Origin of the sequence: Lentzea sp. NPDC004782 (assembly GCF_040609115.1) — a bacterium.
GTDB lineage: Bacteria > Actinomycetota > Actinomycetes > Mycobacteriales > Pseudonocardiaceae > Lentzea.
Window position 1 is genome coordinate 44,762 of sequence record NZ_JBEXJN010000028.1, and the last position, 22,171, is coordinate 66,932.

The window sequence follows — 22,171 nt, forward strand, 5'->3', positions numbered from 1 at the left end:
TTCAGGGTGATTGACCTCAAGGTGTTGCGCGAGAACCCGGAGATCGTGCGCGCTTCGCAGCGTGCCCGCGGCGAGGACGAGGGTGTCGTCGACTCCCTGCTGTCCGCGGACGAGCGCCGGCGGACCGCCATCTCCCGCGCGGACACCCTGCGCGCCGAGCAGAAGGTGCTCGGCAAGGAGGTCGGCAAGGCCAAGGGCGACGAGCGCACCGCGCTGCTGGCGAAGGCCAAGGACCTGGCCGCCGAGGTGAAGGCCGCCGAGGCCGAGCAGAACGCCACCGCCGCCGAGGTCGACGAGCTGCTCGCCAAGATCCCGAACCTGGTGCACCCGGACGCGCCGATCGGCGGCGAGGACGACTTCGTGGTCGTCAAGACCGTCGGCGAGCCGCGCGAGTTCGACTTCGAGCCGCAGGACCACCTGGACCTGGGCACCAAGCTCGGCGCGATCGACATGGAGCGCGGTGCCAAGGTCAGCGGCTCGCGGTTCTACTTCCTCAAGGGCGTCGGTGCGCAACTGGAGCTCGCGCTGCTCAACATGGCGGCGCAGCAGGCCACGGCCAACGGCTTCCAGCTCATGATCACGCCCACGCTGGTGCGACCGGAGATCATGGCGGGCACCGGGTTCCTCGGTGCGCACTCCAGCGAGATCTACCACCTGCCGGGCGACGACCTGTACCTGGTCGGCACGTCGGAGGTGCCGCTCGCGGGCTACCACGCGGACGAGATCCTCGACGGAGAACGCCGGTACGCGGGCTGGTCGTCGTGCTACCGGCGCGAGGCCGGGTCGTACGGCAAGGACACCCGCGGCATCATCCGCGTGCACCAGTTCAACAAGGTCGAGATGTTCTCCTACGTGAAGCCGGAGGACGCCGAGGCCGAGCACGCCCGGCTCCTCGCGTGGGAGGAGGAGATGCTCGCCAAGGTCGAGGTGCCCTACCGCGTCATCGACACGGCGACCGGTGACCTCGGCATGTCGGCGCACCGCAAGTTCGACTGCGAGGCGTGGGTGCCGACGCAGCGGAAGTACCGCGAGCTGACCTCGACGTCGAACTGCACCACGTTCCAGGCGCGGCGGTTGAACGTGCGCTACCGGGACGAGAACGGCAAGTCGCAGATCGCCGCGACGCTCAACGGCACGCTGGCGACGACGCGGTGGATCGTGGCGATCCTGGAGAACCACCAGCAGGCCGACGGCTCCGTGGTGGTGCCGCAGGCGCTGCGCCCGTGGATGGGCGGCCTGGAGGTGCTCGAACCGAGGTAGCGGGGGACGACCTCCGGCAAGACCTGCGGCGGCGGCTGCAGCCGACTCGGAGATGACTTGACCGTCATCGACGCGGTGTTTTCGGCTGCGGCCGTCGCGTTGTTCACCGGCTCCACCGCGATCGCGGCCCCGCGCCGACTCGAAGTGCTCCGATAACGGATTGGCCAAGAGCTGTACTCGGGCCGCGATGCTCACCTCTTTTCAAACGACATCCGCATCAGGGGGAAATCGGAGTACGTCGCAGGGAGGCAACGGTGGCATTCGAAGCAGCGGTGGGAGAGGCTGACATCACGCCGGTGTTCCCGCCGTACCCGAGCCTGTGGATGGGCGGATACGGCTGGGGCCCGCGCGGCGACCACGGTGCGATCGCGCGCAGGTTGCGAGCGCAGTGCCTCGTCATCTGGGACGACGGCGCACCCAAAGTGCTGGTGCGTGCGGACCTCATCAGCATCCCGAGGGACGTCCACCAGCTGATCAGGGAAACCCTCGTCGACGAAGGGCTGGTCGCGGCTGCGGACCTCATGCTGGCCGCGAGCCACACGCACTCGGGCCCTCTGTACGGCGACACCCGGCCGAACCCGTTCGTGCTGATGAACCTCACAGATGCCGACATCGCCGCCGTCAACGGCACGACCTCGCTCATCACCGACGCGTTGATCCAGCTGGTCCGCGACACGCTCGCCCTCGACCGGGTCGGAGTCGCGCTGTCCTACGCCGAAGGGGCCGCCACCATCGGCTACAACCGGGTGGGGTTCGACACCGTGCTGGACACCGTGCCGGTGCTGCGCGTCGACACCGTGGACGGCGACCTGTTCGCGGTGGTGTTCGGAGCCGCGTGCCATCCGGTCTCGCGCGGCGACGACGAGGTGTTCGACGGCGACTTCCCGGCTGTCGCGTCGGAGTTCGTCGAACAGGAGCTGGGCGTGCCGGCGCTGTTCCTGCAGGGCGCGTGCGGCGACCAGGAGGCGCTCGACCCGCACTCCCCGTCCATGACCGAACAGCTGGGGGCCGTTCTCGGCCAGGCGGTCGTCGACGTCCTCGAGGAAGGCGAGTTCGGCGATGTCACGGGACCCGTGTCGACAGCGCTGATCGAGGTCGACCTGCCGTTCCAGGTGGACCTCGCCGACCCCGACGTGCAGGGCGTGGTGCGCGCGAAGTACGAGGCCCGTCGAAACGAGCTGGGCCCGCTGGATCCGAACTCGCGGCACGCCACCGTGATGATGCAGCTGATCGACAACGGTGAGCTGCCGACGTCCGTGCCGGCACCGATCCAGCGCTGGCGATTCGGAGGACTGACCATCCTCGCGCTCTCGCACGAGCCGTTGTCCGCGTACCACGTGAAATTGCACAACGCGTTCCCCGGAAACCTGTGGGTCGTGGGCTATGCCAACGAATGCGAGGGCTACATCCCGGACAACGCGACGCAGCGTGCGGGCGGGAGCCTGCACGGCGGCTACGAGGCCGGGTGGAACGAGGGCGATGACACCATCGCCGGTTTGGGGTGCTCGACCATCTCCTACGCGTGGCCCAGCCCGTTGAAGTTCTCCGACAGCGACACGCCCGAGGCCGGCACGACCGAGCGGATCGTCATGGACGCCTGCCTGGGCCTGCTCAACTCCTAGCCGGTCAGGCCCTGTCCCGCCCGTGAAGTAGAGTGACCTACCGGCCCCGTCCCGGTGGAAGCGCCGTGGTGACGCGGGTTACACCATCAACTCACGGGCAGGGCAGATCAGGTGGCGAACCGCATTCACGAGACCGCGATCATCGGCGCGGACGTCGAGCTCGGTGACGACAACGTGATCGGACCGTACACGGTGATCGCAGGGCCGTGCCGGATCGGTGACGGCAACTTCATCGGACCGCACGTCAGCATCGGCGGCCCGGCCGAGTACCTCAGCGCGCCGCACCTGGCCGGCTGGGACGGCGAGAACGACGGCCCCGGTGTCGTGATCGGCGACCGCAACCGCATCCGCGAGTTCGTCACGATCAACCAGGGCGCCAAGGACGCGACCAGGATCGGCAGCGACAACTACCTGATGGGCCGCGCCCACGTCGCGCACGACTGCGTCATCGACAACAGCGTCGTGATCACGAGCGCCGTGCAGATCGCCGGTCACTGCCACGTGTGGAGCGGCTCCAACATCGGCCTCGGCACCGTCGTGCACCAGGGCGTGCAGATCGGGCCGGGCGCGATGATCGGGCTCGGATCGGCCATCCGCAAGGAGGTCGGCGCGTTCACCATCACCCTGGGCAACCCCGCCCGCACGACCGGTGTCAACGTCATCGGCCTGTCGCGCCGCGGCTGTGACGAGGACGCGATCGCCGCTCTCACCGGTTTCCTGACCGGCAAGGAGCCCGAGGTTCCCGCAGGCCTGCCGGAGGAGCTCGCCGCGCTGCTCAAGGCGTGGACCGAGCGTTCGACCGAGCACTGACCCCCAAGTCCCGAGCACCGTCCGAGAGAACGAGAGAAGCATGTCCCTGAACGACCGTCTTCGTGGTGTCTTCGTGGACGCCCTCCAGCTCGACGACTCCGTCGACGTCGAGAACCTGAAGTACCGCGACATCGAGGAGTGGGACTCGGTCGGCCACATGGCGCTCGTCGCCGCCATCGAGGACGAGTTCGACGTGCAGTTCGAGACCGAGCAGGTCATCGACATGAGCAGCTTCAAGGTCGCCGTCGACATGCTGAAGGGCTTCGGCGTCGGTGAGTGACTTCTCCGGCAAGGTGGCGGTCGTCACCGGCGGCACGCGCGGCATCGGCTTCGCCACCGCCGCGGCGCTCGCCGAAGCCGGTGCGACCGTCGTCATCACCGGCCGCGACCGCGAAGCCACCGAGAAACGTGCCGCTGAGCTGGGCGAACGCGTCCACGGCGTGGCGCTCGACGTCACCGACTCGGCCGCCGTCAAGGACGTCTTCAAGACGATCGCCAAGGAGCACGGGCGCATCGACGTGCTCGTGGCCAGCGCGGGCATCCTCGAGGGCGGCCTCATCGGCATGCTCACCGAGGACCACGTGAGCAGGACGCTGAACACCAACGTCGCGGGCACGATCAACACCTTGCAGGCCGCGGCCCGCGCCATGATGCGCAAGCGCAGCGGCTCGATCGTGCTGCTCGGCTCGATCGTCGGTGAACGCGGAAACGCCGGTCAGACGGTGTACGCGGCGTCCAAGGCCGCACTGGTCGCGACGGCGAAGTCCGCGGCGAAGGAACTGGGCCGCCACGGGATCAGGGTCAACGCGGTCGCGCCCGGCGTGATCCAGACCGACCTGATCTCGGAGCAGTCCGACGAGGTGCTGGAGCGGGTGAAGGGCGACACCGCCCTCGGCCGGCTCGGCACCGCAGAAGAAGTCGCCAAGGTGATCCGGTTCCTCGTCGGTGACGACGCCTCGTTCGTCACCGGTCAGGTGCTCGGGATCGACGGAGGTTTGGTGCTGTGACGCTGCTGCACGCTCAGGCTCGCCTGCGTGACGCCGCGACCGGTGAGCTGCTCGGCGGCGCCGAGCTCGCCGGTCGCGTGTCCGAGGTGGCGAAGGAACTCGCCGATCTGCCGTCCGGGGTGTTGTTCCTCCGGGTCGGCCTGGACCTGACGAGCGTGCTGCGGTACCTGGGTGCGTTCGAGGCGGGCCGCGCGGTCGCGCTGCTCGACCCGGCGCAGGACCGCGAGGTGCTGGACGGGCTCGTGGCCCGGTTCCGGCCCGCGGCCGTGCTGGGCATCGACGACGAGCCCGCTCCCGGTTACTCGCGGGACTGGGTGCGTGAGGACGCGGACGGCGTCGACCCGCACCCCGACCTGGCCGTGATGCTGCCGACCAGCGGTTCCACCGGCAACCCGAAGTTCGTGCGGCTGTCCCGTTCGGCGATCCTCGCGAACGCCGACGCGATCGCCGAGGTGCTCGGGATCGACGAGAACGAGATCGCGCCGACCAGCCTGCCGCTGCACTACAGCTACGGCATGTCCGTGCTGAACAGCCACCTGCGCAAAGGCGCGACCGTGCTGCTGGAGGGCTCCGGCGTCGTCGCGCGGCCGTTCTGGGACGCCGTGACGAAGTACGGCGTCACGTCGCTCGCAGGTGTTCCGTACCACTACGAGATGCTGCGCAGGCTGCGGTTCGACCCGGCCAAGTACCCGTCGCTGCGCACGCTGACGCAGGCGGGCGGCAAGCTCCGCACCGAGCTGGTCAGCGAGTTCAACGACAAGATGCGGGCCGTCGGCGGGCGGATGTTCGTCATGTACGGCCAGACCGAGGCGGCGCCGCGGATGGCCACCGTGCCGTCCGACCGGCTCGCCGAGAAGCTGGGTTCGGCCGGTCCCGCGCTGCCCGGCGGCACGTTCTCGATCCGCGACGAGGACGGGAACGAAATCGCGGAGCCCGGTGTTGCCGGTGAGGTGGTGTACCGCGGTCCGAACGTGATGATGGGCTACGCCGAGTCCGAAGCCGAGCTCGCCGCCGGCGACGAGACGGGCGGCGTGCTCGTCACAGGTGACCTGGGTTACCTCGACGAGGACGGGTTCCTCTACATCACCGGCCGGTTGAAGCGGATCGGCAAGGTGTTCGGCAACCGGGTCAACCTGGACGACCTGGAGCAGATCGTGAAGGGCTTCGGCGCAGCCGCCGCCGTGCCCGCCGGCGACAAGGTGGTCGTCTTCCTCGACAGTGCCGACAAGGACACCTGCAAGCAGGCTGCGAAGACGTTGTCCGAGACGCTGCACCTGCACGTCACGGGCTTCGACGTGCGTCCGGCGGAGGGTTTTCCCCAGCTGCCCAGCGGCAAGATCGACTATCGGTCCTTGGAGGCACAGGTATGAGCGTCTTCGGACGCAGTCAGGCCGAGCGCGAGACCGCGCTGTTGGCGGAGCTGACCGAGCTGACCGAGCACCACCGCGCGAACTCCGAGCAGTACGACCGCATCCTGTCGTCGCTCGGGATCAAGTCCGGCGAGCAGTTCGCCACGCTGAACGACCTGCCGTGGCTGCCCGTGCGCATGTTCAAGACGCATGAGCTGAAGTCCATTCCGGACTCCGAGGTCTTCAAGGTCCTCACGTCGTCGGGCACGACCGGCGGTGGCGCGTCGCGGATCTACCTCGACAAGGAAGCCGCCGCGGTGCAGACCCGCCAGCTCGGCGCGACGCTGCAGGAGGTGCTCGGCGGCAAGCGGCTGCCGATGCTGATGGTGGACACCATCGGCATCATCAAGAACCGCCGCTCGTTCTCTGCTCGCGGCGCGGGCGTGCTGGGCATGGCGACGTTCGGTCGCAGCCACGTGTACGCGCTGGACGAGAACGACCGGCCGGACGTCGAGGCCGTCAAGGAGTTCCTGGCCAAGCACGGCTCCGAGCCGTTCCTCATCTTCGGCTTCACGTTCATGGTGTGGCAGTACCTCTACGAGGTCGCGCGTGAGCACAAGCTGGACCTGTCGAACGGCATCCTGATCCACTCCGGTGGCTGGAAGAAGCTCATCGACATCGCGGTCGACAACTCCGAGTTCCGCCGGCGCTTCGCCGAGAACACCGGACTGACCCAGATCTACAACTACTACGGGATGATCGAGCAGATCGGCACGGTCTTCCTGGAGGGCAAGTCCGGGAACTCGCTGTACTGCCCGGACTTCGCGGACGTCATCATCCGCAACCCCGACACCTGGGAAGAGCAGCCCGTCGGTGAGCCCGGCGTCATCGAGGTCGTCTCGACGTTGCCGCGCAGCTACCCGGGTCACGTGCTGCTGACCGAGGACCTCGGTGTGGTGCACGGCATCGACGACGGCGACTGGCCGGGCAAGCGGTTCTCCGTGCTCGGCAGGCTGCCGCGCGCCGAGGCCCGCGGCTGTTCGGACACCTTCTCTGGAGCTGTTGCGTCATGAAGCGCCGTTTCCCCGCCGGAGCTGACGTCTCCTCGGTCGACGAACTCCTCGCGAGCATCTCCGGTGAGCCCACCGGTGGCCGGCTGAAGGTCGGTGACGAGCGGATCGTCGACTTCCTGGTGAAGTTCGCGCGCAAGCTGCTCGCGCCGCAGATGGCCCGCCGCTACCCGGAGCTCGCGTCCCTCGGCTTCTTCCTGCGCCGCGGCGAGATCAACAAGGTGCTGAAGCAGCTGGAGACCCCGCCGGGCGTGCTGCGCTTCGGGCGCGGGCTCGTCTTCCACATCCCGCCCGCCAACGTGGACACGATCTTCGTGTACTCGTGGGCGCTGTCGGCGCTCGCCGGAAACAGCAACGTCGTGCGCATCTCGCCGCGTTCCGCCGGTGCCGCGGAGGCTGTCGTCGAGGCGCTGAACGACGCGCTGAAGGACGCGCACCCGGTCGTCGCCGAGACCCAGGTCATGGTCACCTACGACCGCGACGACAAGGTGACCGCCGCGCTGTCCGCCGCGTGCGACCTGCGCGTCATCTGGGGCGGCGACCGTGCCGTCAACGAGGTGCGCAAGCTGCCGTTGGCGCCGCACGCCCGCGACGTCACGTTCCCCGACCGCGCCTCGTTCGCGCTGATCTCCGTCGACGGCTGGCACAAGGCCACGCCGGAGCAGAAGCGGGAAGTCGCCGTCGGTTTCTACAACGACTCCTACTGGTTCGACCAGGCCGCCTGTTCATCCCCGCGCGCGCTGTTCTGGGTGGGCGACGAGGCCGCGGCCCAGCGGGCGCGGGGCGAGTTCCGCGCCGAGCTGAGTGCGGTGCTGGAGGCCAAGCACCACGTCGTCGAGCCCGCGATGGCCGTGCAGAAGCGGGTGTCCGCCTACGGTGTCGCCGCCGACGGCCACGCCAAGTCGATCTCGTTCGACGGCAACGCCGTGGCGACCCTGGAGCTGACGGAGGCGGCGGACGTGCCTCGCGAGTGGCTGGGCGCGGGCACCTTCCCGTTCGCCACGTTGCCGACCCTGTCCGCGCTCGTGCCCATGGTGCAGCGCAAGGACCAGACGCTGTCGGTGTTCGGCTTCTCGCAGGAGGAGCTTGAGGGGCTGGCGCACGAGCTGGCCGGCCGCGGCATCGACCGCATCGTGCCGTTCGGCAACGCGCTGACGTTCTCCGACCGCTGGGACGGCTTCGACCTTCCGGCGGAGTTCACCCGCCTGGTGACCGTGCAGGCGTGAGACACGACGAAAAGCGGCCGGCACCCAAGTGCCGGCCGCTTTTCGTCGCGGTCACTTGCCGAGGTAGGACCAGGTGCGGTTGAAGGGGTCGCCTGGCTTGGGTTGCCAGGTCTTCTAGGTCAGGTCGGCCACGTGCTTCGCGATCTCCAGCGCACCCGTGGCGGCGGGCGAGGGGGCGTTCAGGACGTGCACCTGGCGCGGCGCGGACTCGATGAGGAAGTCGTCGACCAGCGAGCCGTCCGGCAGCATCGCCTGCGCCCGCACACCGGCCTCGGCGCGCACCAGGTCGTCCTCGCCGATGGCGGGCACCAGCCGGGCGAGGCTGGCCGCGAAACGCTTGCGGGACAACGACCTCAACATCTCGTCGACGCCTGTCCTGCCGAACCTGCGGGCCAGCTTCCACGTGCCGGGGAAGCGGACGACGTCGGCCACGTCGCTCAGGGAGACGTCGCGCCACCGGTAGCCCTCGCGGCGCAGCGCCAGCACCGCGTTCGGGCCCGCGTGCACGCTGCCGTCGATCATGCGGGTCAGGTGGACGCCGAGGAACGGCAAGGCCGGGTCGGGGACCGGGTAGATCAGGCCGCGCACCAGGTCCCTGCGTTCCGGCCGCAGCTCGTAGTACTCGCCGCGGAACGGGACGATCGTCGCGGGCGGCCGGAGTCCGGCCAGCCGGGCGACCCTGTCGCTGTGCAGGCCCGCGCAGTTGACCAGGACGTCACCGCTGACCACGCCCTGCGGTGTCGCGACCTCGACCCGTTCGCCGCGGGTGCGGATGGCCAGGGCGGGTGACTTCAGGCGCAGGTCGTGGCCGTCGAGGTCGCGGACGAGCGACGCGCAGACGGCGGGGAAGTCGACGATGCCCGTGCTCTCGACTCGGAGCGCGGCGACGCACGAGACCTCGGGCTCGTGGTCGCGCGCCTCGGCCGCGGTGATCAGCTTGGCCGGTACGCCGTTCGCCTCGGCGCGTGCGGCGAGCGCGTTCAGACGGGGGATCTCCGCGGAGCTGGTGGCGACGACGAGCTTGCCGCAGATGTCGACCGGGATGCCGTTGTCCTCGGCGTACCTGGCCATGGACGCGTTGCCCGCCACCGACATCCTGGCCTTCAGCGATCCCGGCTTGTAGTACAGGCCCGCGTGCAGGACACCGCTGTTGTGGCCGGTCTGGTGCTCCGCCCAGCCGGCTTCCTTCTCCAGGACGATGATCGCGTTGCCGCGCAGCGCCAGCTCACGGGCTACAGAGAGCCCTACGATCCCGCCCCCGATGACGATCACCTGACGCACTCGTCACGCTCCTGTTCTCGTGCGGTCGTCTGAGAATAGCCAGGTCGGTGGGGTGCGAACGACAACGCGCACGTGCCGTTGAGCCGGCACGTGCGCGTCGTGGTGCTGCTGGGTCGCGCGGCGCGTCAGCGACCGTGCGTCTTGCGGTGGAGCTTGCGGATCTTGAACAGGCCGATGCCCATCGTGTACGCGTCGTGGAACACGCGGATGGTGCTGCCCGCGCCGGTGTGGATGCGGCGCAGCTTCACCGGCACCTCGACGGGGTGGTTGCCCTCGAGCTCGGCGAGGTAGACCAGCTCGGTCGTGAGCAGGAAGCCGGGTGCCGTGAGCTTGCCGACCACGCCGCGCGCCCACGTGCCGTCGAGCACGAAGGTGCCCTGCGGGTCGCGGGTCTTCATGCCGAGGATCAGCCAGCGCAGGACCAGGAAGCCGGTGCTCAGCACCGCGCGCAGCAGCGTGCGGTCCATGTCCGACTTCGGGTGGGCCTTCGAGCCGATGATGACCTTGTACTTGTTCAGGCCGATCTTCTGTGCCTCGTCCAGGTCGTCGAACCCGAACGGCAGGTCGTCGGCGCTCAGCACGACCGACGAGCCCCGCGAGGAGCCGATGCCCTTCTTCAGGGCGTGGCCGAGGCCCTTCTCCGAGTGCAACACGCGCAGCTCGACACCGTCGAACTGCCAGTCGCGCTCGAGCCTCGCGAGCAGTTCCGGCGAGCCGTCGGTCGACCCGTTCTCCACCACGAGGATCTCGGAGTGGGTCCCCTGAAGCCGGTCACCCAGCTCCTTGAGCGTGGCCTCGATCGCGTCCGAGCTGTTGTACGCGGGGATGACGTAGCTGAGCACGAGCTGATCGGTGGGCTCTGGTGTTCCCACAGTTTCTCCCTGGCAGACTGTGTCCGGGCGGTCTTACACGACCGTAACGGCGAGCAACTTTAACGTGACCCCGGAATGCCCATTGGCTCGGGCATGCCCCTCGGCGGTGCCGCACCTGAAAGGATCTTGATTGTGACTCTCACGGAACCCAGAGCCGCTGATCGATCTGGGTCGGCGGATCCGGGAGAGGGTGTGCGGGCGGGGTCGCGGGGCCGCTGGGCAGGAATTTTCACGGTCGCCGGAATTATCGCATTTGTCGCAGTCGTTGCCCAATTGCCTCTGATTCGCAACCGGATCTTCTACTACTGGGACGACTCGGCCGCGGCGTTCCTCCCGCACTGGTTCCGCATCGGTGAGCTGCTGCGCCAGGGCAACTGGCCCACGCTGATGCCCGAGAGCTGGATGGGCGGCAACTACGCCAGCGAGGCCATGCTCGGCCTGTGGAACCCGGTGTCGCTGGGCAACTACGTGATCGTCTCGCTGCTGCCGGACGTCGCCGTCGCCGCGACCTTCGTCAAGGTCGAGTTCCTCGTGCTGCTCGCCGTCGGCGTCTACGTCCTGGCCAGGGAGTACGGCGCCAACCGCGGTGCCGCCGCCGCCGTCGCGACCGCCCTGCCGTTCTCCGGCTACACGCTCTTCTTCGACGCCTCCGCGTGGGTGGCCGGCCTGATGGCGTTCGCCTGGCTGCCGTGGGTCTGGTGGGCGGCCCGCCGGTTCGCGACCGGCAAGTCGAACCCGATCTGGCTGCTCGTCTTCGGCTACCTGGCGATGACCGTCGGCAACCCCTACGGCGCGCTCGGCATCGTCTTCATCCTGCTCGGCGTCGCCCTCGAGCTCGTCGTTCGCAAGAACTGGCGCAAGCTCGGCCACCTGGTCGTCAGCGGCGGTCTGGTCGGCGCCTCGTCGCTGGTCGTGTTCTTCCCGCTGCTCGGCAGTGCCGCCGTCACCTGGCGCACCGACAACTCGATCCGCAACGACGGCTTCCTGGTGCCCAACCTCGCCGACCTGATCGGCATGAGCGCCCCCACGTACCAGGCGCAGTTCAACACCTGGACCGGTAGCCTGATCAGCTTCCCGATCACCTACCTGGCGTGGTTCGTGGTGCCGCTGGTGCCGTGGCTGGCCTGGTCGGTGCTGCGCGACCGCTGGCGCGACTACCTCGGCCTCTACGTGTTCGCGGCCATCTACGTGCTGCTGCTCATCGGCCCGTCGAACCTCTGGCTGTTCCGCTGGCCCGCACGTCTGCTCGAGTACGTCTACCTGCCGCTGTCGGTGGTCGTCGCGGTGCTCCTGACCAAGGGCTTCCAGACGTCGGCGTGGCGCGTCCGGATGGTGCTGTCCGGGGTCCTCGTCGCCCTCGGTGCCTACCTGTCCGTGGCCTCGACCCCCACCGCGTGGCGCTGGCACGCGCTCGCCGCGGTCGTGGTGCTGGTGCTGCTGGCCGCTCTGCTCTACGTTGCCCGTTCCCGGCCCAAGCTGGTCGCGCTGACGCTCGTGCTGGGCACCGCAGCCACGCTGGGGCTCCAGGTCGCGCACTACCGGGGCAACCTCAACATCAACCCGTGGAACTTCCCGCACAACGTGGCGGAGATGAAGAAGAACTTCGACGAGCGGTACCACGGCAACACGCTGCTGGTGGCAGACCTCGGTGTGCTGGAGAAGAACTCCGGTGGCATGTCGCCCGAGACCTCGTGGAAGTACGCGCTGTTCGGCTCGCAGTGGGAGATCGCGGGAGTCGAGGCGCTCAACTCCTACACCGGGCTCGGGTACTCCGCGTTCTCCGAGACGTTCTGCATGAACTACTTCGGCGGCACCTGCCCGGCGGCCTACAACGCGCTGTGGAAGCACGCCGGGTCGTTCGACGTGCCGCTGGCCGACGCCGTCCGGCTCCAGACCGTCGTGGTCGCCAACGGGTACGTCAAGGAGAACGGGCCCGAGCGCGTTCCCGCCGGGTGGTCGGTGCAGGAGCGCAACTCCGTGGTGACGGTGCTGAAGCGTGACGCGCCCCTGCCGTACGCGGGCTCCCGGTTGTCCTACACGTCGCCCGGCGTGCACGTGTCCTCCGCGGCTTCCACCGGCTTCGAGGGGGAGCGGGTCACCTACCGCGGGTCCGGCAAGGTGCTGTTCGCCGCGCTCGCGTGGCCCGGGTGGACGGCCACTGTGGACGGCAAGGAGGTCGAGGTCGAGCAGGGGCCTGCCGGCTTGATCCAGCTCGACCTGCCCGCCTCGTCCGGTGAGTCCACCGTGGAGCTCAGCTTCTCGCCACCCGGCCTCGGGTTCGGGTGGAAGTTGCTGATCGGGTCGTTGGTGCTCGGGTTGCTGCACGCCCTGTACCTGGCGTTCGCCTCTCGGCGACGCTCTCGGATGTCCGCTTCGGAGTGATCGACGGAAAGAAAACGCCGAGGGCCGGTCGTCTGATCGGCCCTCGGCGTTTTCGCCGGGTCACTTGCCGGGGTAGGACCAGGTGCGGTTGAAGGGGTCGCCTGGCTTGGCCCGTGAGCTGAGCGCCGTGCGTACGATCAGCTGAGGCCGAAGATCGGGGTAGGGCGTGCAGCGCAGAACCGTGGTCGTGATCGTGATCGTCGTGCTGCTGGTGGGCCTCGTCGTGGCAGACGTGCTCACGTCGTCACGCAAGCTCGACGACTACTCCTCGACCGACTCGCCGGCGGCCCGGGCCGCGATCACCCGCCTGCTCGGCGGCGACGGAGAACGCGCGGCGCAGTTCGAACTCCAACGCGTCCCCGCACGACCTGGACTCGCGGACTCGTTCGGCATCGGCGGCACGGACGGGCACGTGGTGCTGTCCGGGTCGAGCGACGTCGCGCTCGTGTCCGCGTTCGGGTGGTGGCTGAAGTACGTGGCGGGCGGGCACCTGTCGACCAACGGCGACCGGATCGCGTTGCCGGACGCGGTGCCCGCGCCCGCGAAGCCCATCAGCAAGCACACCAAGCTCACCGACCGGTACGCCTACAACTTCACGGTCTTCGGCTACACCATGCCGTACTGGACGTGGACCGAGTGGGAGCGCGAGATCGACTACCTGGCGGCGAGCGGGGTGAACCGCGCGCTCGTGCTCGTCGGTCAGGAGGCCGTCTGGTACGACACGTTCCAGTCGTTCGGATTGTCCGAGTCCGAGGTGCGGGCGTGGATCGCGCAGCCGTCGTTGCAGCCGTGGCAGTGGTACGGCTCGACGACCGGCTACGACCCCAGCGGCGGCGTGCACGCGGGCCCGGTGAGCAAGGAGCTGATCGAACGACGCGCCGAACTGGGCAGACTGATCGCGGATCGCATGCGCAGCCTCGGCATCACGCCGGTTTTCCCCGCGTTCATCGGTCACGTGCCGGACAAGGTGTTCGCGCAGCGCAACCCGGACGCGCACGTGATCCCGCAGGGCGGCTACTCCGGTCAGCCCCGGCCGTACTGGCTCGACCCGACCGGCGACCTCTACAGCAAGGTCGCCGCCCGGTTCTACGAGGTGCAGCGCGAGCGGTTCGGCGACACCACGCACTACTCGAACGATCTGATTCACGAGGGCGGCGAGCTGAGCGGCGTCGACCTCGGCGACGCGGGCCGCGCGGTGCAGGACGCGCTGACGGCCGCGCACCCCGGCGCCATCTGGGTGCTCCAGGCGTGGCAGGACAACCCGATGCGTGAGCTGATCGACGCGATCGACCGCAAGCGGGTGCTGGTGCTCGACCTGGACGCCGACGACGGCCCGTTGTGGAAGCGCAAGGACAAGTTCTGGGGTGCGCCGTGGGCGTGGGGGACGATCCAGAACTTCGGCGGCAGGCTCGGCATGTTCGGCAACCTGTACGAGCCGGGCCGGACGTTGCCGGAGATCCGCAAGATGGGCACCGGCACGCGGGGCAACCTGGTCGGCACCGCGATGGTCATGGAGGGCACGCACCTCAACCCGGTGGTGCAGGACCTGTTCGGCGAGATGGTGTGGCGCGAGAACCCCGTCGACCTGGACTCGTGGATCACCGACTACGCGAAGCGCCGCTACGGCGTCGACGACCCCAACCTCCGTGACGCGTGGAAGACGCTGCTGAAGACCGCGTACTCGTTCCGCGCCACCAACCACGAGAGCGGTGAGGGCCCTCACGAAAGCCCGTTCGTCGCGCCGCCGTCGTTGAAGATGACGTCGGCGTCGAACTGGGGGCCCAAGGAACCCCGTTACCCGGCCGAGGAGTTCGAGCCCGCTCTGCGGCAGCTGCTGGCAGCGCCCCCGTCGGTGCGGCAGCTGGAGACCTACAAGTACGACCTGGTCGACGTGACGCGGCAGGTGCTCGCCGATCGAGGACGCGCCAAGCTCGTCGAGATCGCTCGGGCGTACGAGGGCAAGGACGTCCCGGCGCTGGACCGTTCGACCGACGAGTTCCTGACGTACATGACGCGCAGCGAGGAGCTGCTCGGCACCCAGCGCGACTGGTTGCTCGGCTCGTGGCTGCGCTCGGCGCGGGCGTGGGGGAGCACCGACGCCGAGAAGGCCGTGCTGGAACGCGACGCGCGCGGCATCATCACCATCTGGTCGGAACAGGCGTGCGGTGTGCTGCGCGAGTACGCCAACCGCGAGTGGAACGGCATGATCAGCGGTTACTACAAGCCCCGGTGGGAGCGCTACTTCACCGAGCTCGCCGCCACCGTGGAGGCGGGAAAGCCGCCCACCATCGACTGGTGCGCGGCCGGACGGGAGTGGACGTCGCAGACGACCGAGTACCCCTCGGCACCCGTCGGGTCGAGCTACGACGTGGCGGCACGCATCGCCGACGAGCTCGGTCTCTGACCTGCCGGGGCATTCGTCTCGATGGCGTGGGGGCTGCCCGGCAACGGCGGGTGGCCATCGCACCACCTACCCGTACGAGGCGGGGGCGGAGCTGTACGCGCCGCTGCGTGAGCCTGCTGGAACCCTGAACGGGCGAGTGTGCGAAGGGGCCACCGAACGCTGGTCCGGTGGCCCCTTCGGTTGCGACGGGATCAGGCGAGAGCCGACTCCGTGGCCTCGTGCACGACCTTGTGCGCCGGCAGGATCGCGTTGCGCTCAGCGATCACCTCGTCCGAACCGGCGCCCAGCTCGAGCAGGTTCAGGAAGTGGTTCAGCTGCGCGGCCAGCGGCTCGGCGCTCTGCAGGATCGTCGGCAGCTCGATGACGGTCTGCGACTGGTAGCCGACGCCGTCCGCCGCCGGCGAGTCCGCGACGTGCTTGTAGATCGTGATGTCGCGGCGCAGCAGGTCGATCTCGATCAGCCGGTCGATCTCCAGCACCGAGATCTGCCGCACCTTGCGCTGGCTGATCCGGGACGCGGAGATCGTCGCGAGCGCACCGCTGTCGAACGACATGGTCGCGTCCGCCGAGTCCTCGGCGCGGTTCTCCTTCGACTGCTCGTGGAAGAAGCCGAACGAGCCCTTCACGGCGGCCGGAGCGGTGCCGACGAAGCGGATCGCGAGGTCGACGTCGTGGATGAGCAGGTCACCCGCGACACCGGTCTTGATCCGCGGCACGAACGGCGAGTGCCGCATCGCGTTGATCTGCACGACCTCGCCCACGAACTGCTTCGCGGTGAGGATCGCCGGGTTGAAGCGCTCGAGGAAGCCGCAGACGAGCGGCAGGCCGCGCTTCTCCGACTCGGCGACGAGCTCCTCGGACTGCGCGTAGGTGGCGGCGAGCGGCTTCTCGATGAGCAGCGGCTTGCCGAGCTCCAGCACCTGCTTGGCGATGGTGTAGTGCGCCTCGGTGGCGGCCGCGATGACGACGGCGTCGACGTACTTCAACGGCTCCAGCGAGTCCGTGTACTCGGCGCCGAAGCGGTCCGAGATGGCCTTGCCGGTCTCGGCGTTGTGCTCGACGACGTAGGAGAAGTCGACGCGGTCGGACTGCGACAGCACGCGGGCGTGCAGCGAGCCCATCGTGCCCGCGCCGACGAGGGCGACCTTGGGACGAGCGCTCACGCGCCGAACACCTCCCGGACGGAAGAGACGATGGTCTCGAGGTCGGCGTCGGTCAGCTTCGGGTGCACCGGCAGCGACAGCGCCTGCTCGGCGACCTTCTTCGCGACCGGCACGTCCGACGCGATGACCTGCGGGTTGTCCCGGTAGCAGTCGTAGTCGAAGACGAGCTTCGGGTAGTAGATGCCGTTGCCGATGCCCTTCTCGGTGAGCTTCGCCGCGAGCTCGTCGCGGGTCACCGGGGCGTCGTCGCCGACCAGGATCGTGTACTGGTGCCACACGTGCTCGCGGCCCGGCATGACGGCCGGCACGGTGAGGCCGGTGACGCCGTCGAGGCCCTTCGAGAGCGCCTCGGCGTTGCGCCGGCGGGCGTCGGTGAGCTGCTGCAGCTTCTCCAGCTGCGGGATGCCCAGCGCCGCGTGCAGGTCCGTGAGGCGGTAGTTGTGGCCCGCCATCTCGTACTGGTAGCGGGCGCGCATGCCCTGGTTGCGCATGACGCGCAGCTTGTCCGCCAGCGCGTCGTCCGACGTCGTGATGACGCCGCCCTCGGCGGTGGTGATGTTCTTCGTCGCGTAGAGCGAGAAGCAGCCGATGCCGAACGAGCCGGCCGGCTTGCCCTCGTACGTCGCGCCGACGGCCTGCGCCGAGTCCTCGACGATCGTCAGGCCGTGCTGCTGCGCCAGCGGGACGAGGCGGCCCATGTCGGCCATCTGGCCGTACAGGTGGACCGGCATGAGGACCTTGGTGCGCGCGGTGACCTGCGCGCCGACCTTCTCCGGATCGATGTTGAAGTCGACGGCGCTGATGTCCGCGAAGCGCGCGGTGGCGCCTGCCTCGAGGATCGCGTTCAGCGTGGCCACGAAGGTGAACGGCGTGGTGATGACCTCATCACCCGGCTGCAGGTCGAGCGCCTGGATGGACGCGACCAGCGCGGTCGTGCCGTTGTTGACGGCGACCGCGTGCGGCACACCGGCAACGGAGGCGAAAGCGTCCTCGAACCGCTTGACCATCGGGCCCTGTGCGATGACACCGGAGCGGAGCACTTCCAGCACGAGCGGCTCGGCGTCCTGGACATCGACGACGGTAATCGGAATCATGCAGCAGACTTTCCACTTCCGGAGACGGTTGGATGCGTCCGGTACAGTTACCCCGGTGTTACTGCCAGGTGTAGACCAGGCGCGGACCACAGGCTACCTGCCTGATGGAGTGATCTTTTTCAGGGTCCGTTGTGGATCCGCAGCGCAGGAGCAACGACTTTCATGGACTCCCAGCCCGCCGTGCCCGGCCCGCTGCTGGGAAGCGAAGCAGGAAGCGGAGAACCGATGACCGTCGAGTCCGACGTGGTTGACACCGACGCCCAGCAGGTTGCCCCTCCGGCTCCGGCCAAGACGCGCAAGGCGGTCGTCATCGCCTGGGCGAAGCGAGTGCTCATCGTCGCGGTGCTGGCCGCCGCCACCTACTCGGTCTACTCCCAGTGGGACGAGGTCTACCCGACTCTGGTCGGACTGCCGTGGCAGTCGCTCGTGTGGTCGATGCTCGCGGTCTTCGCCGGCGTCTTCCTCGGCCCCCTGGTGTGGAAGATCGTGCTGTCCGACCTGGGCGCTCCGGTCCGCTTCATGGACGCGTCGAAGTTCTACCTGGTCGGTCAGCTGGGCAAGTACATCCCCGGCGCCGTCTGGGCCGTCCTGCTCTCCATGGAGCTGGCTCGCGAGGCGGGCGTCAACCGCGCGCGGAGCTTCACCGCGGGCCTGGTCGCGACCGGCATGGGCGTCCTCGCGTCGCTGATCGCCGGCCTCGCCGCGCTGCCCGTCATGCTGAACGGCCGCCCCGAGGCGAACCAGTTGCTGTGGCTGTTCCTGCTGCTGCTCGTCGGCCTGCCGTTCCTGCACCCGCGCCTGCTGACGTGGTCGGTCAACCTGGTCCTGAAGGTGCTGCGCAAGGCGCCGATCGAGCGCCGCTTCACCGGGGTCGAGATCCTCAAGGCGCTCGGCACGGCCGTCGCGATCTACTTCTGCTACGGCGTGCACCTGTGGCTGTTGGTCGACTCGCTCGGCTCGCCGCGCTGGGACACGCTCGTCCTGTCCGCCGGCGCGATGGCCCTCTCGATGACCGCGGGCCTGATGGCCTTCTTCCTGCCGTCCGGTCTCGGCGCTCGTGAGCTCGTCATCACCGCCACGATCGCGACCGTGCTGCCGTCGGGTCAGGCCATCGCGCTGGCGCTGGTCTCGCGCCTGATGTTCACCATCGCCGACCTGGCCGCCGCCGGTCTGGCGGCGCTGCTGGCGTACGTGCAGAAGCGCCGTGGCGTTCCGGTTCCGGTCCCCGCCGAGGACTGAGCAGGTAGCCAGAAGTCGTGTTCGCAACTCGCCGCCCGGTGAGGTGGATGAAGGGTTCCTTCCTCCACGTGGTGTGGATGAAGGAGCCCTTCATCCACGTAACTGCCCAGGGCCCCGCTAGAACCAGCGCTCCAGCACCTGGGCGACACCGTCCTGGTCGTTGGTGCCGGTGACCTCGTCGGCCACCTCCAGCAGTTCCCGGTGGGCGTTGGCCATGGCGACGCCGTGGCCGACCCACCGCACCATCGGGATGTCGTTCGGCATGTCCCCGAACGCGATCACGTTCTCGGCGGCGACCCCGAGCCGCTCGGCCACGTCGGCCAGTCCAGTGGCCTTGGTGACGTCTCGTTCGGACACCTCGATCAGCCCGGCGTTGGTCGAGTAGGTGATGGCGAACTCGTCGCCGAGCACGGCCGTCGTGGCGGCCGCCATCTCGGCGCTGGTCATGCCTTGGTGTCTGACCAGCAGTTTCACCGCCGTGTGACCCAGCACCTCCGCCCGCGGGGCGACATCGTGCCCGTCCGGCCACGCGTGCCGGTACGACTCCTCCGCCACGAACGACTTGATGTCGTCCGCGCGCGCACCCACCCGTTCCACGGCCACCGCACAACCGGGGATTGCCGTGTTGAGGGCCTCGTACAGATCGTGCAGCCGCACGGGGCTGATCCCGCGCTGCCAGATCACCCGGTCCTCGCCGACGTCGTAGAGCACCGCGCCGTTCGCGCAGACCGCGTACCCCGTGGCTCCCACGGCGTTCGCGACGCGCGGGATCCACCGCGGTGGGCGGCCGCTGACCAGCACGAACGGCGTTCCCTCCGCGAGGACCCTGCCCACGACGCGTGTCGTGTACTCGCTCACCTGCTCGTTCGTGCCGAGAATCGTGCCGTCCACATCCGATGCCACCAGCGCTGGTTTCTCCACGAATCCATCCTCGCTGACGCGGGGTGGCGGATTCGTCGTGTTGCGGAACACGTCGCTAGTGTCAGGTGGTGCGAGTTGGTGTGGTGATCCTGCCCGAATACCGGTGGTGGGTGGCGGAACCCAAGTGGCGAGCGGCCGAGGAGTACGGTTTCTCCCACGCTTGGACGTACGACCACCTCGGTTGGCGCACGCTCGTCGACGGTCCTTGGTTCTCCGCGGTTCCCACGCTCGCGGCCGCGGCGGCGGTCACGTCCAGAATCCGGCTCGGCACGCTTGTCGCGTCACCCGTCTTCCGGCACCCGGTGCCGTTCGCCCGCGAGGTGCTCACGCTCGACGACCTGTCCGACGGCCGCCTCAACCTGGGTCTCGGCTCGGGCGGCACCGGCTCGTACGACACGACCGCGATCGGCGGGCAGGAGCTCACCGCCGGGCAGCGCACGCAGCGGTTCAGCGAGTTCGTCGAACTGCTCGACCTGCTGCTGACCAGGGACAAGACGACCTGGAAGGGCGAGCACTTCGCCGCGGACGAGGCCCGCGGGTACCCCGGCTGCGTGCAGCGGCCGCGGGTGCCGTTCGTGGTGGCCGCCGACGGCCCGAGGGCCATGAACGTCGCTGCCCGCTACGGCACCGGCTGGATCACCACGGGGTCGCCGAAGCTGGAGAACCCGAGCTACGAGGACTGGTGGCGCGGGGTCGCCGACGTGACGAAGCGGTTCAACGAGGAACTGGCCTCGATCAACCGCGCGAAGGGCACCGTCGACCGCTACCTCAACCTCGACTCGGCGCCGGTCTACTCGCTGTCGAGCGTCGAGGCGTTCCGGGACGCCGCTGGCCGCGCACGTGAGCTGGGGTTCACGGACCTGATCGTGCACTGGCCGCGCAGCGAGGGCGTCTACTTCGGGCACGAGACCGTGCTGGAGCAGGTGGCGGGCGACGTCTTCCCCGGCCTCGCCGACTCCGAGGTCAGGGGCTGACGGGCCGGACTCGCGTGACCCGGCGAGGCCACCGCCACCTGCCGAATGGGCTCCCAGCGGCATGTCGTGCGCGTTTTACCTGATCAAGGGCAGTACGATTCGAAGAGGGGGCGTTGGGGCCGTGTCGTACGGCACAGGTACCCTCCCCATTCGTGAGCTTCGCTGGCTATGACCTGATCGTCGTCGGATCCGGATTTTTCGGTCTCACGGTCGCCGAGCGCGCCGCGTCCCAGCTGAACAAGCGGGTGCTGGTGCTCGAGCGTCGTGCCCACATCGGCGGCAACGCCTACTCGGAGGCTGAGCCCGAGACAGGAATCGAGGTGCACCGCTACGGTGCGCACCTCTTCCACACCTCGAACAAGCGGGTCTGGGAGTACTGCAACCAGTTCACCGAGTTCACGGGCTACCAGCACCGCGTCTTCGCGATGCACAAGGGCGTCGCGTACCAGTTCCCGATGGGTCTGGGCCTGATCACCCAGTTCGTCGGCAAGTACCTGTCGCCGGACGAGGCCCGCGCGTGGGTCGCCGAGCAGGCCTCGGAGATCGACACCAAGGACGCGAAGAACCTCGAGGAGAAGGCGATCTCGCTGGTCGGCCGCCCCCTCTACGAGGCGTTCATCCGCGACTACACGGCGAAGCAGTGGCAGACCGACCCGAAGGAGCTGCCGGCCGCGGTCATCAGCCGCCTCCCGGTCCGCTACACCTTCGACAACCGCTACTTCAACGACACCTACGAGGGTCTGCCGGTCGACGGCTACACCGCGTGGCTCGAGAAGATGGCGGCGCACGAGAACATCGAGGTCCGCCTCGACACGGACTTCTTCGACGTCAAGGACGAGATCCCGGCCGGCACGCCGATCGTCTACACCGGTCCGGTCGACCGCTACTTCGACTACTCCGAGGGCTGGCTGGGCTGGCGCACGCTCGACTTCGAGCAGGAAGTGCTCCCGACCGGTGACTTCCAGGGCACCCCGGTCATGAACTACAACGACGCGGACGTCCCGTACACCCGCATCCACGAGTTCCGCCACTTCCACCCGGAGCGCGAGTACCCGACGGACAAGACCGTCATCGTCCGCGAGTTCTCCCGCGCCGCGGAGAAGGACGACGAGCCGTACTACCCGATCAACACGCCGGAGGACCGCGCCAAGCTGGAGCGGTACCGCGAGCTCGCCAAGAAGGAGGCGGCCGAGAAGAACGTCCTGTTCGGCGGCCGTCTCGGCACGTACAAGTACCTCGACATGCACATGGCGATCGGCGCGGCGCTCAGCGCGTTCGACAACAAGATCGCACCGCACCTGACCGACGGCACGCCGATCAACGGCGACCTCGACTGATCAGGTCGAAATGTGAAACATCGCCCGGCCGTGCAACCAGTGCGGTCGGGCGATCGTCATTTGACAATGGGTACTATGGCGCGAGATGCGCCGAGCCACGACGTCCACCTGTGGCATCTGGTAGCCAATCCATGAAGCTGACCCGAACCGAAGCCGTTCG

At 68.6% G+C, this 22,171-nt stretch carries 18 protein-coding genes; 13 read left to right on the forward strand and 5 right to left on the reverse strand.

The annotated features are described in order from the left end of the window. Positions 1–6: 6 nt before the first annotated feature. From serS to ABZV40_RS25575, 8 genes are all read left to right on the forward strand, one after another. Positions 7–1,260 carry a serine--tRNA ligase gene (gene serS / locus ABZV40_RS25540; protein WP_355446311.1) on the forward strand — a complete coding sequence of 418 codons (1,254 nt, stop codon included), beginning with the start codon at positions 7–9 and terminating at the stop codon, positions 1,258–1,260. Between the two features lie 254 nt (positions 1,261–1,514). After that, a complete protein-coding gene (locus ABZV40_RS25545; RefSeq protein WP_355446314.1) occupies positions 1,515–2,882 on the forward strand; it encodes a hypothetical protein in 1,368 nt (455 codons plus the stop codon). 111 nt (positions 2,883–2,993) lie between these two features. Then, positions 2,994–3,692 carry a UDP-N-acetylglucosamine acyltransferase gene (locus ABZV40_RS25550; protein WP_355446317.1) on the forward strand — a complete coding sequence of 233 codons (699 nt, stop codon included), beginning with the start codon at positions 2,994–2,996 and terminating at the stop codon, positions 3,690–3,692. A 40-nt stretch (positions 3,693–3,732) separates the two neighbouring features. Continuing rightward, positions 3,733–3,972, forward strand: coding sequence for an acyl carrier protein (locus ABZV40_RS25555; RefSeq protein WP_355446320.1), 240 nt, complete (start codon positions 3,733–3,735; stop codon positions 3,970–3,972). Further along, positions 3,965–4,699, forward strand: coding sequence for an SDR family NAD(P)-dependent oxidoreductase (locus tag ABZV40_RS25560; protein ID WP_355446322.1), 735 nt, complete (start codon positions 3,965–3,967; stop codon positions 4,697–4,699). Before ABZV40_RS25555 ends, ABZV40_RS25560 begins: the two co-directional genes overlap by 8 nt. Further along, positions 4,696–6,069, forward strand: coding sequence for an AMP-binding protein (locus ABZV40_RS25565; protein WP_355446324.1), 1,374 nt, complete (start codon positions 4,696–4,698; stop codon positions 6,067–6,069). Before ABZV40_RS25560 ends, ABZV40_RS25565 begins: the two co-directional genes overlap by 4 nt. Next, positions 6,066–7,121, forward strand: a complete 1,056-nt coding sequence (locus ABZV40_RS25570; RefSeq protein ID WP_355446327.1) for an acyl-protein synthetase — start codon at positions 6,066–6,068, stop codon at positions 7,119–7,121. The genes ABZV40_RS25565 and ABZV40_RS25570 overlap by 4 nt, the downstream gene beginning before the upstream one ends. Beyond that, positions 7,118–8,344, forward strand: coding sequence for an acyl-CoA reductase (locus ABZV40_RS25575; protein ID WP_355446330.1), 1,227 nt, complete (start codon positions 7,118–7,120; stop codon positions 8,342–8,344). Before ABZV40_RS25570 ends, ABZV40_RS25575 begins: the two co-directional genes overlap by 4 nt. A gap of 114 nt (positions 8,345–8,458) precedes the next feature. Here ABZV40_RS25575 and lhgO read toward each other — a convergent pair whose 3' ends face one another. Next, entirely contained in the window at positions 8,459–9,625 is a 1,167-nt protein-coding gene (lhgO, locus tag ABZV40_RS25580) for an L-2-hydroxyglutarate oxidase (RefSeq protein WP_355446333.1), read from the reverse strand. A 125-nt stretch (positions 9,626–9,750) separates the two neighbouring features. Continuing rightward, entirely contained in the window at positions 9,751–10,497 is a 747-nt protein-coding gene (locus ABZV40_RS25585) for a glycosyltransferase (protein ID WP_355446336.1), read from the reverse strand. Positions 10,498–10,770: 273 nt separating this feature from the next. Between ABZV40_RS25585 and ABZV40_RS25590 the strand changes: the two genes are divergently transcribed. Beyond that, entirely contained in the window at positions 10,771–12,879 is a 2,109-nt protein-coding gene (locus tag ABZV40_RS25590) for a hypothetical protein (protein WP_355446339.1), read from the forward strand. A 166-nt stretch (positions 12,880–13,045) separates the two neighbouring features. Beyond that, complete coding sequence (locus ABZV40_RS25595) at positions 13,046–15,283, forward strand: alpha-N-acetylglucosaminidase (RefSeq protein WP_355446342.1); 2,238 nt, start codon at positions 13,046–13,048, stop codon at positions 15,281–15,283. A gap of 191 nt (positions 15,284–15,474) precedes the next feature. Here ABZV40_RS25595 and ABZV40_RS25600 read toward each other — a convergent pair whose 3' ends face one another. Beyond that, a complete protein-coding gene (locus ABZV40_RS25600; RefSeq protein WP_355446345.1) occupies positions 15,475–16,446 on the reverse strand; it encodes a Gfo/Idh/MocA family oxidoreductase in 972 nt (323 codons plus the stop codon). Beyond that, positions 16,443–17,540: a DegT/DnrJ/EryC1/StrS family aminotransferase gene (locus ABZV40_RS25605; RefSeq protein WP_355446348.1), complete on the reverse strand. Its 1,098-nt coding sequence runs from the start codon at positions 17,538–17,540 to the stop codon at positions 16,443–16,445. Before ABZV40_RS25605 ends, ABZV40_RS25600 begins: the two co-directional genes overlap by 4 nt. A gap of 225 nt (positions 17,541–17,765) precedes the next feature. Here ABZV40_RS25605 and ABZV40_RS25610 point away from each other — a divergent pair, with 225 nt between their 5' ends. Next, positions 17,766–18,779 carry a lysylphosphatidylglycerol synthase domain-containing protein gene (locus tag ABZV40_RS25610; protein WP_355446351.1) on the forward strand — a complete coding sequence of 338 codons (1,014 nt, stop codon included), beginning with the start codon at positions 17,766–17,768 and terminating at the stop codon, positions 18,777–18,779. 117 nt (positions 18,780–18,896) lie between these two features. Here the strand turns inward: ABZV40_RS25610 and ABZV40_RS25615 are convergent, their stop codons facing one another. Beyond that, entirely contained in the window at positions 18,897–19,700 is an 804-nt protein-coding gene (locus ABZV40_RS25615) for an HAD family hydrolase (RefSeq protein ID WP_355446354.1), read from the reverse strand. A 68-nt stretch (positions 19,701–19,768) separates the two neighbouring features. Here ABZV40_RS25615 and ABZV40_RS25620 point away from each other — a divergent pair, with 68 nt between their 5' ends. Next, on the forward strand, positions 19,769–20,674 hold the full coding sequence (locus ABZV40_RS25620) for an LLM class flavin-dependent oxidoreductase (RefSeq protein ID WP_355446357.1): 906 nt from the start codon (positions 19,769–19,771) through the stop codon (positions 20,672–20,674). 152 nt (positions 20,675–20,826) lie between these two features. Continuing rightward, the gene (gene glf / locus ABZV40_RS25625; protein ID WP_355446360.1) at positions 20,827–22,011 is read left to right on the forward strand and encodes a UDP-galactopyranose mutase; all 1,185 of its coding nucleotides are present in this window, start codon (positions 20,827–20,829) and stop codon (positions 22,009–22,011) included. Positions 22,012–22,171: the final 160 nt, after the last annotated feature.

Bases quoted from the DNA above. Each gene is read 5' to 3' on its own strand.
- ABZV40_RS25555 (WP_355446320.1), top strand. From the start codon at position 3,733: ATGTCCCTGAACGACCGTCTTCGTGGTGTCTTCGTGGACGCCCTCCAG.
- ABZV40_RS25570 (WP_355446327.1), top strand. From the start codon at position 6,066: ATGAGCGTCTTCGGACGCAGTCAGGCCGAGCGCGAGACCGCGCTGTTG.
- ABZV40_RS25575 (WP_355446330.1), top strand. From the start codon at position 7,118: ATGAAGCGCCGTTTCCCCGCCGGAGCTGACGTCTCCTCGGTCGACGAA.
- ABZV40_RS25605 (WP_355446348.1), bottom strand. From the start codon at position 17,540: ATGATTCCGATTACCGTCGTCGATGTCCAGGACGCCGAGCCGCTCGTG.
- ABZV40_RS25610 (WP_355446351.1), top strand. From the start codon at position 17,766: ATGACCGTCGAGTCCGACGTGGTTGACACCGACGCCCAGCAGGTTGCC.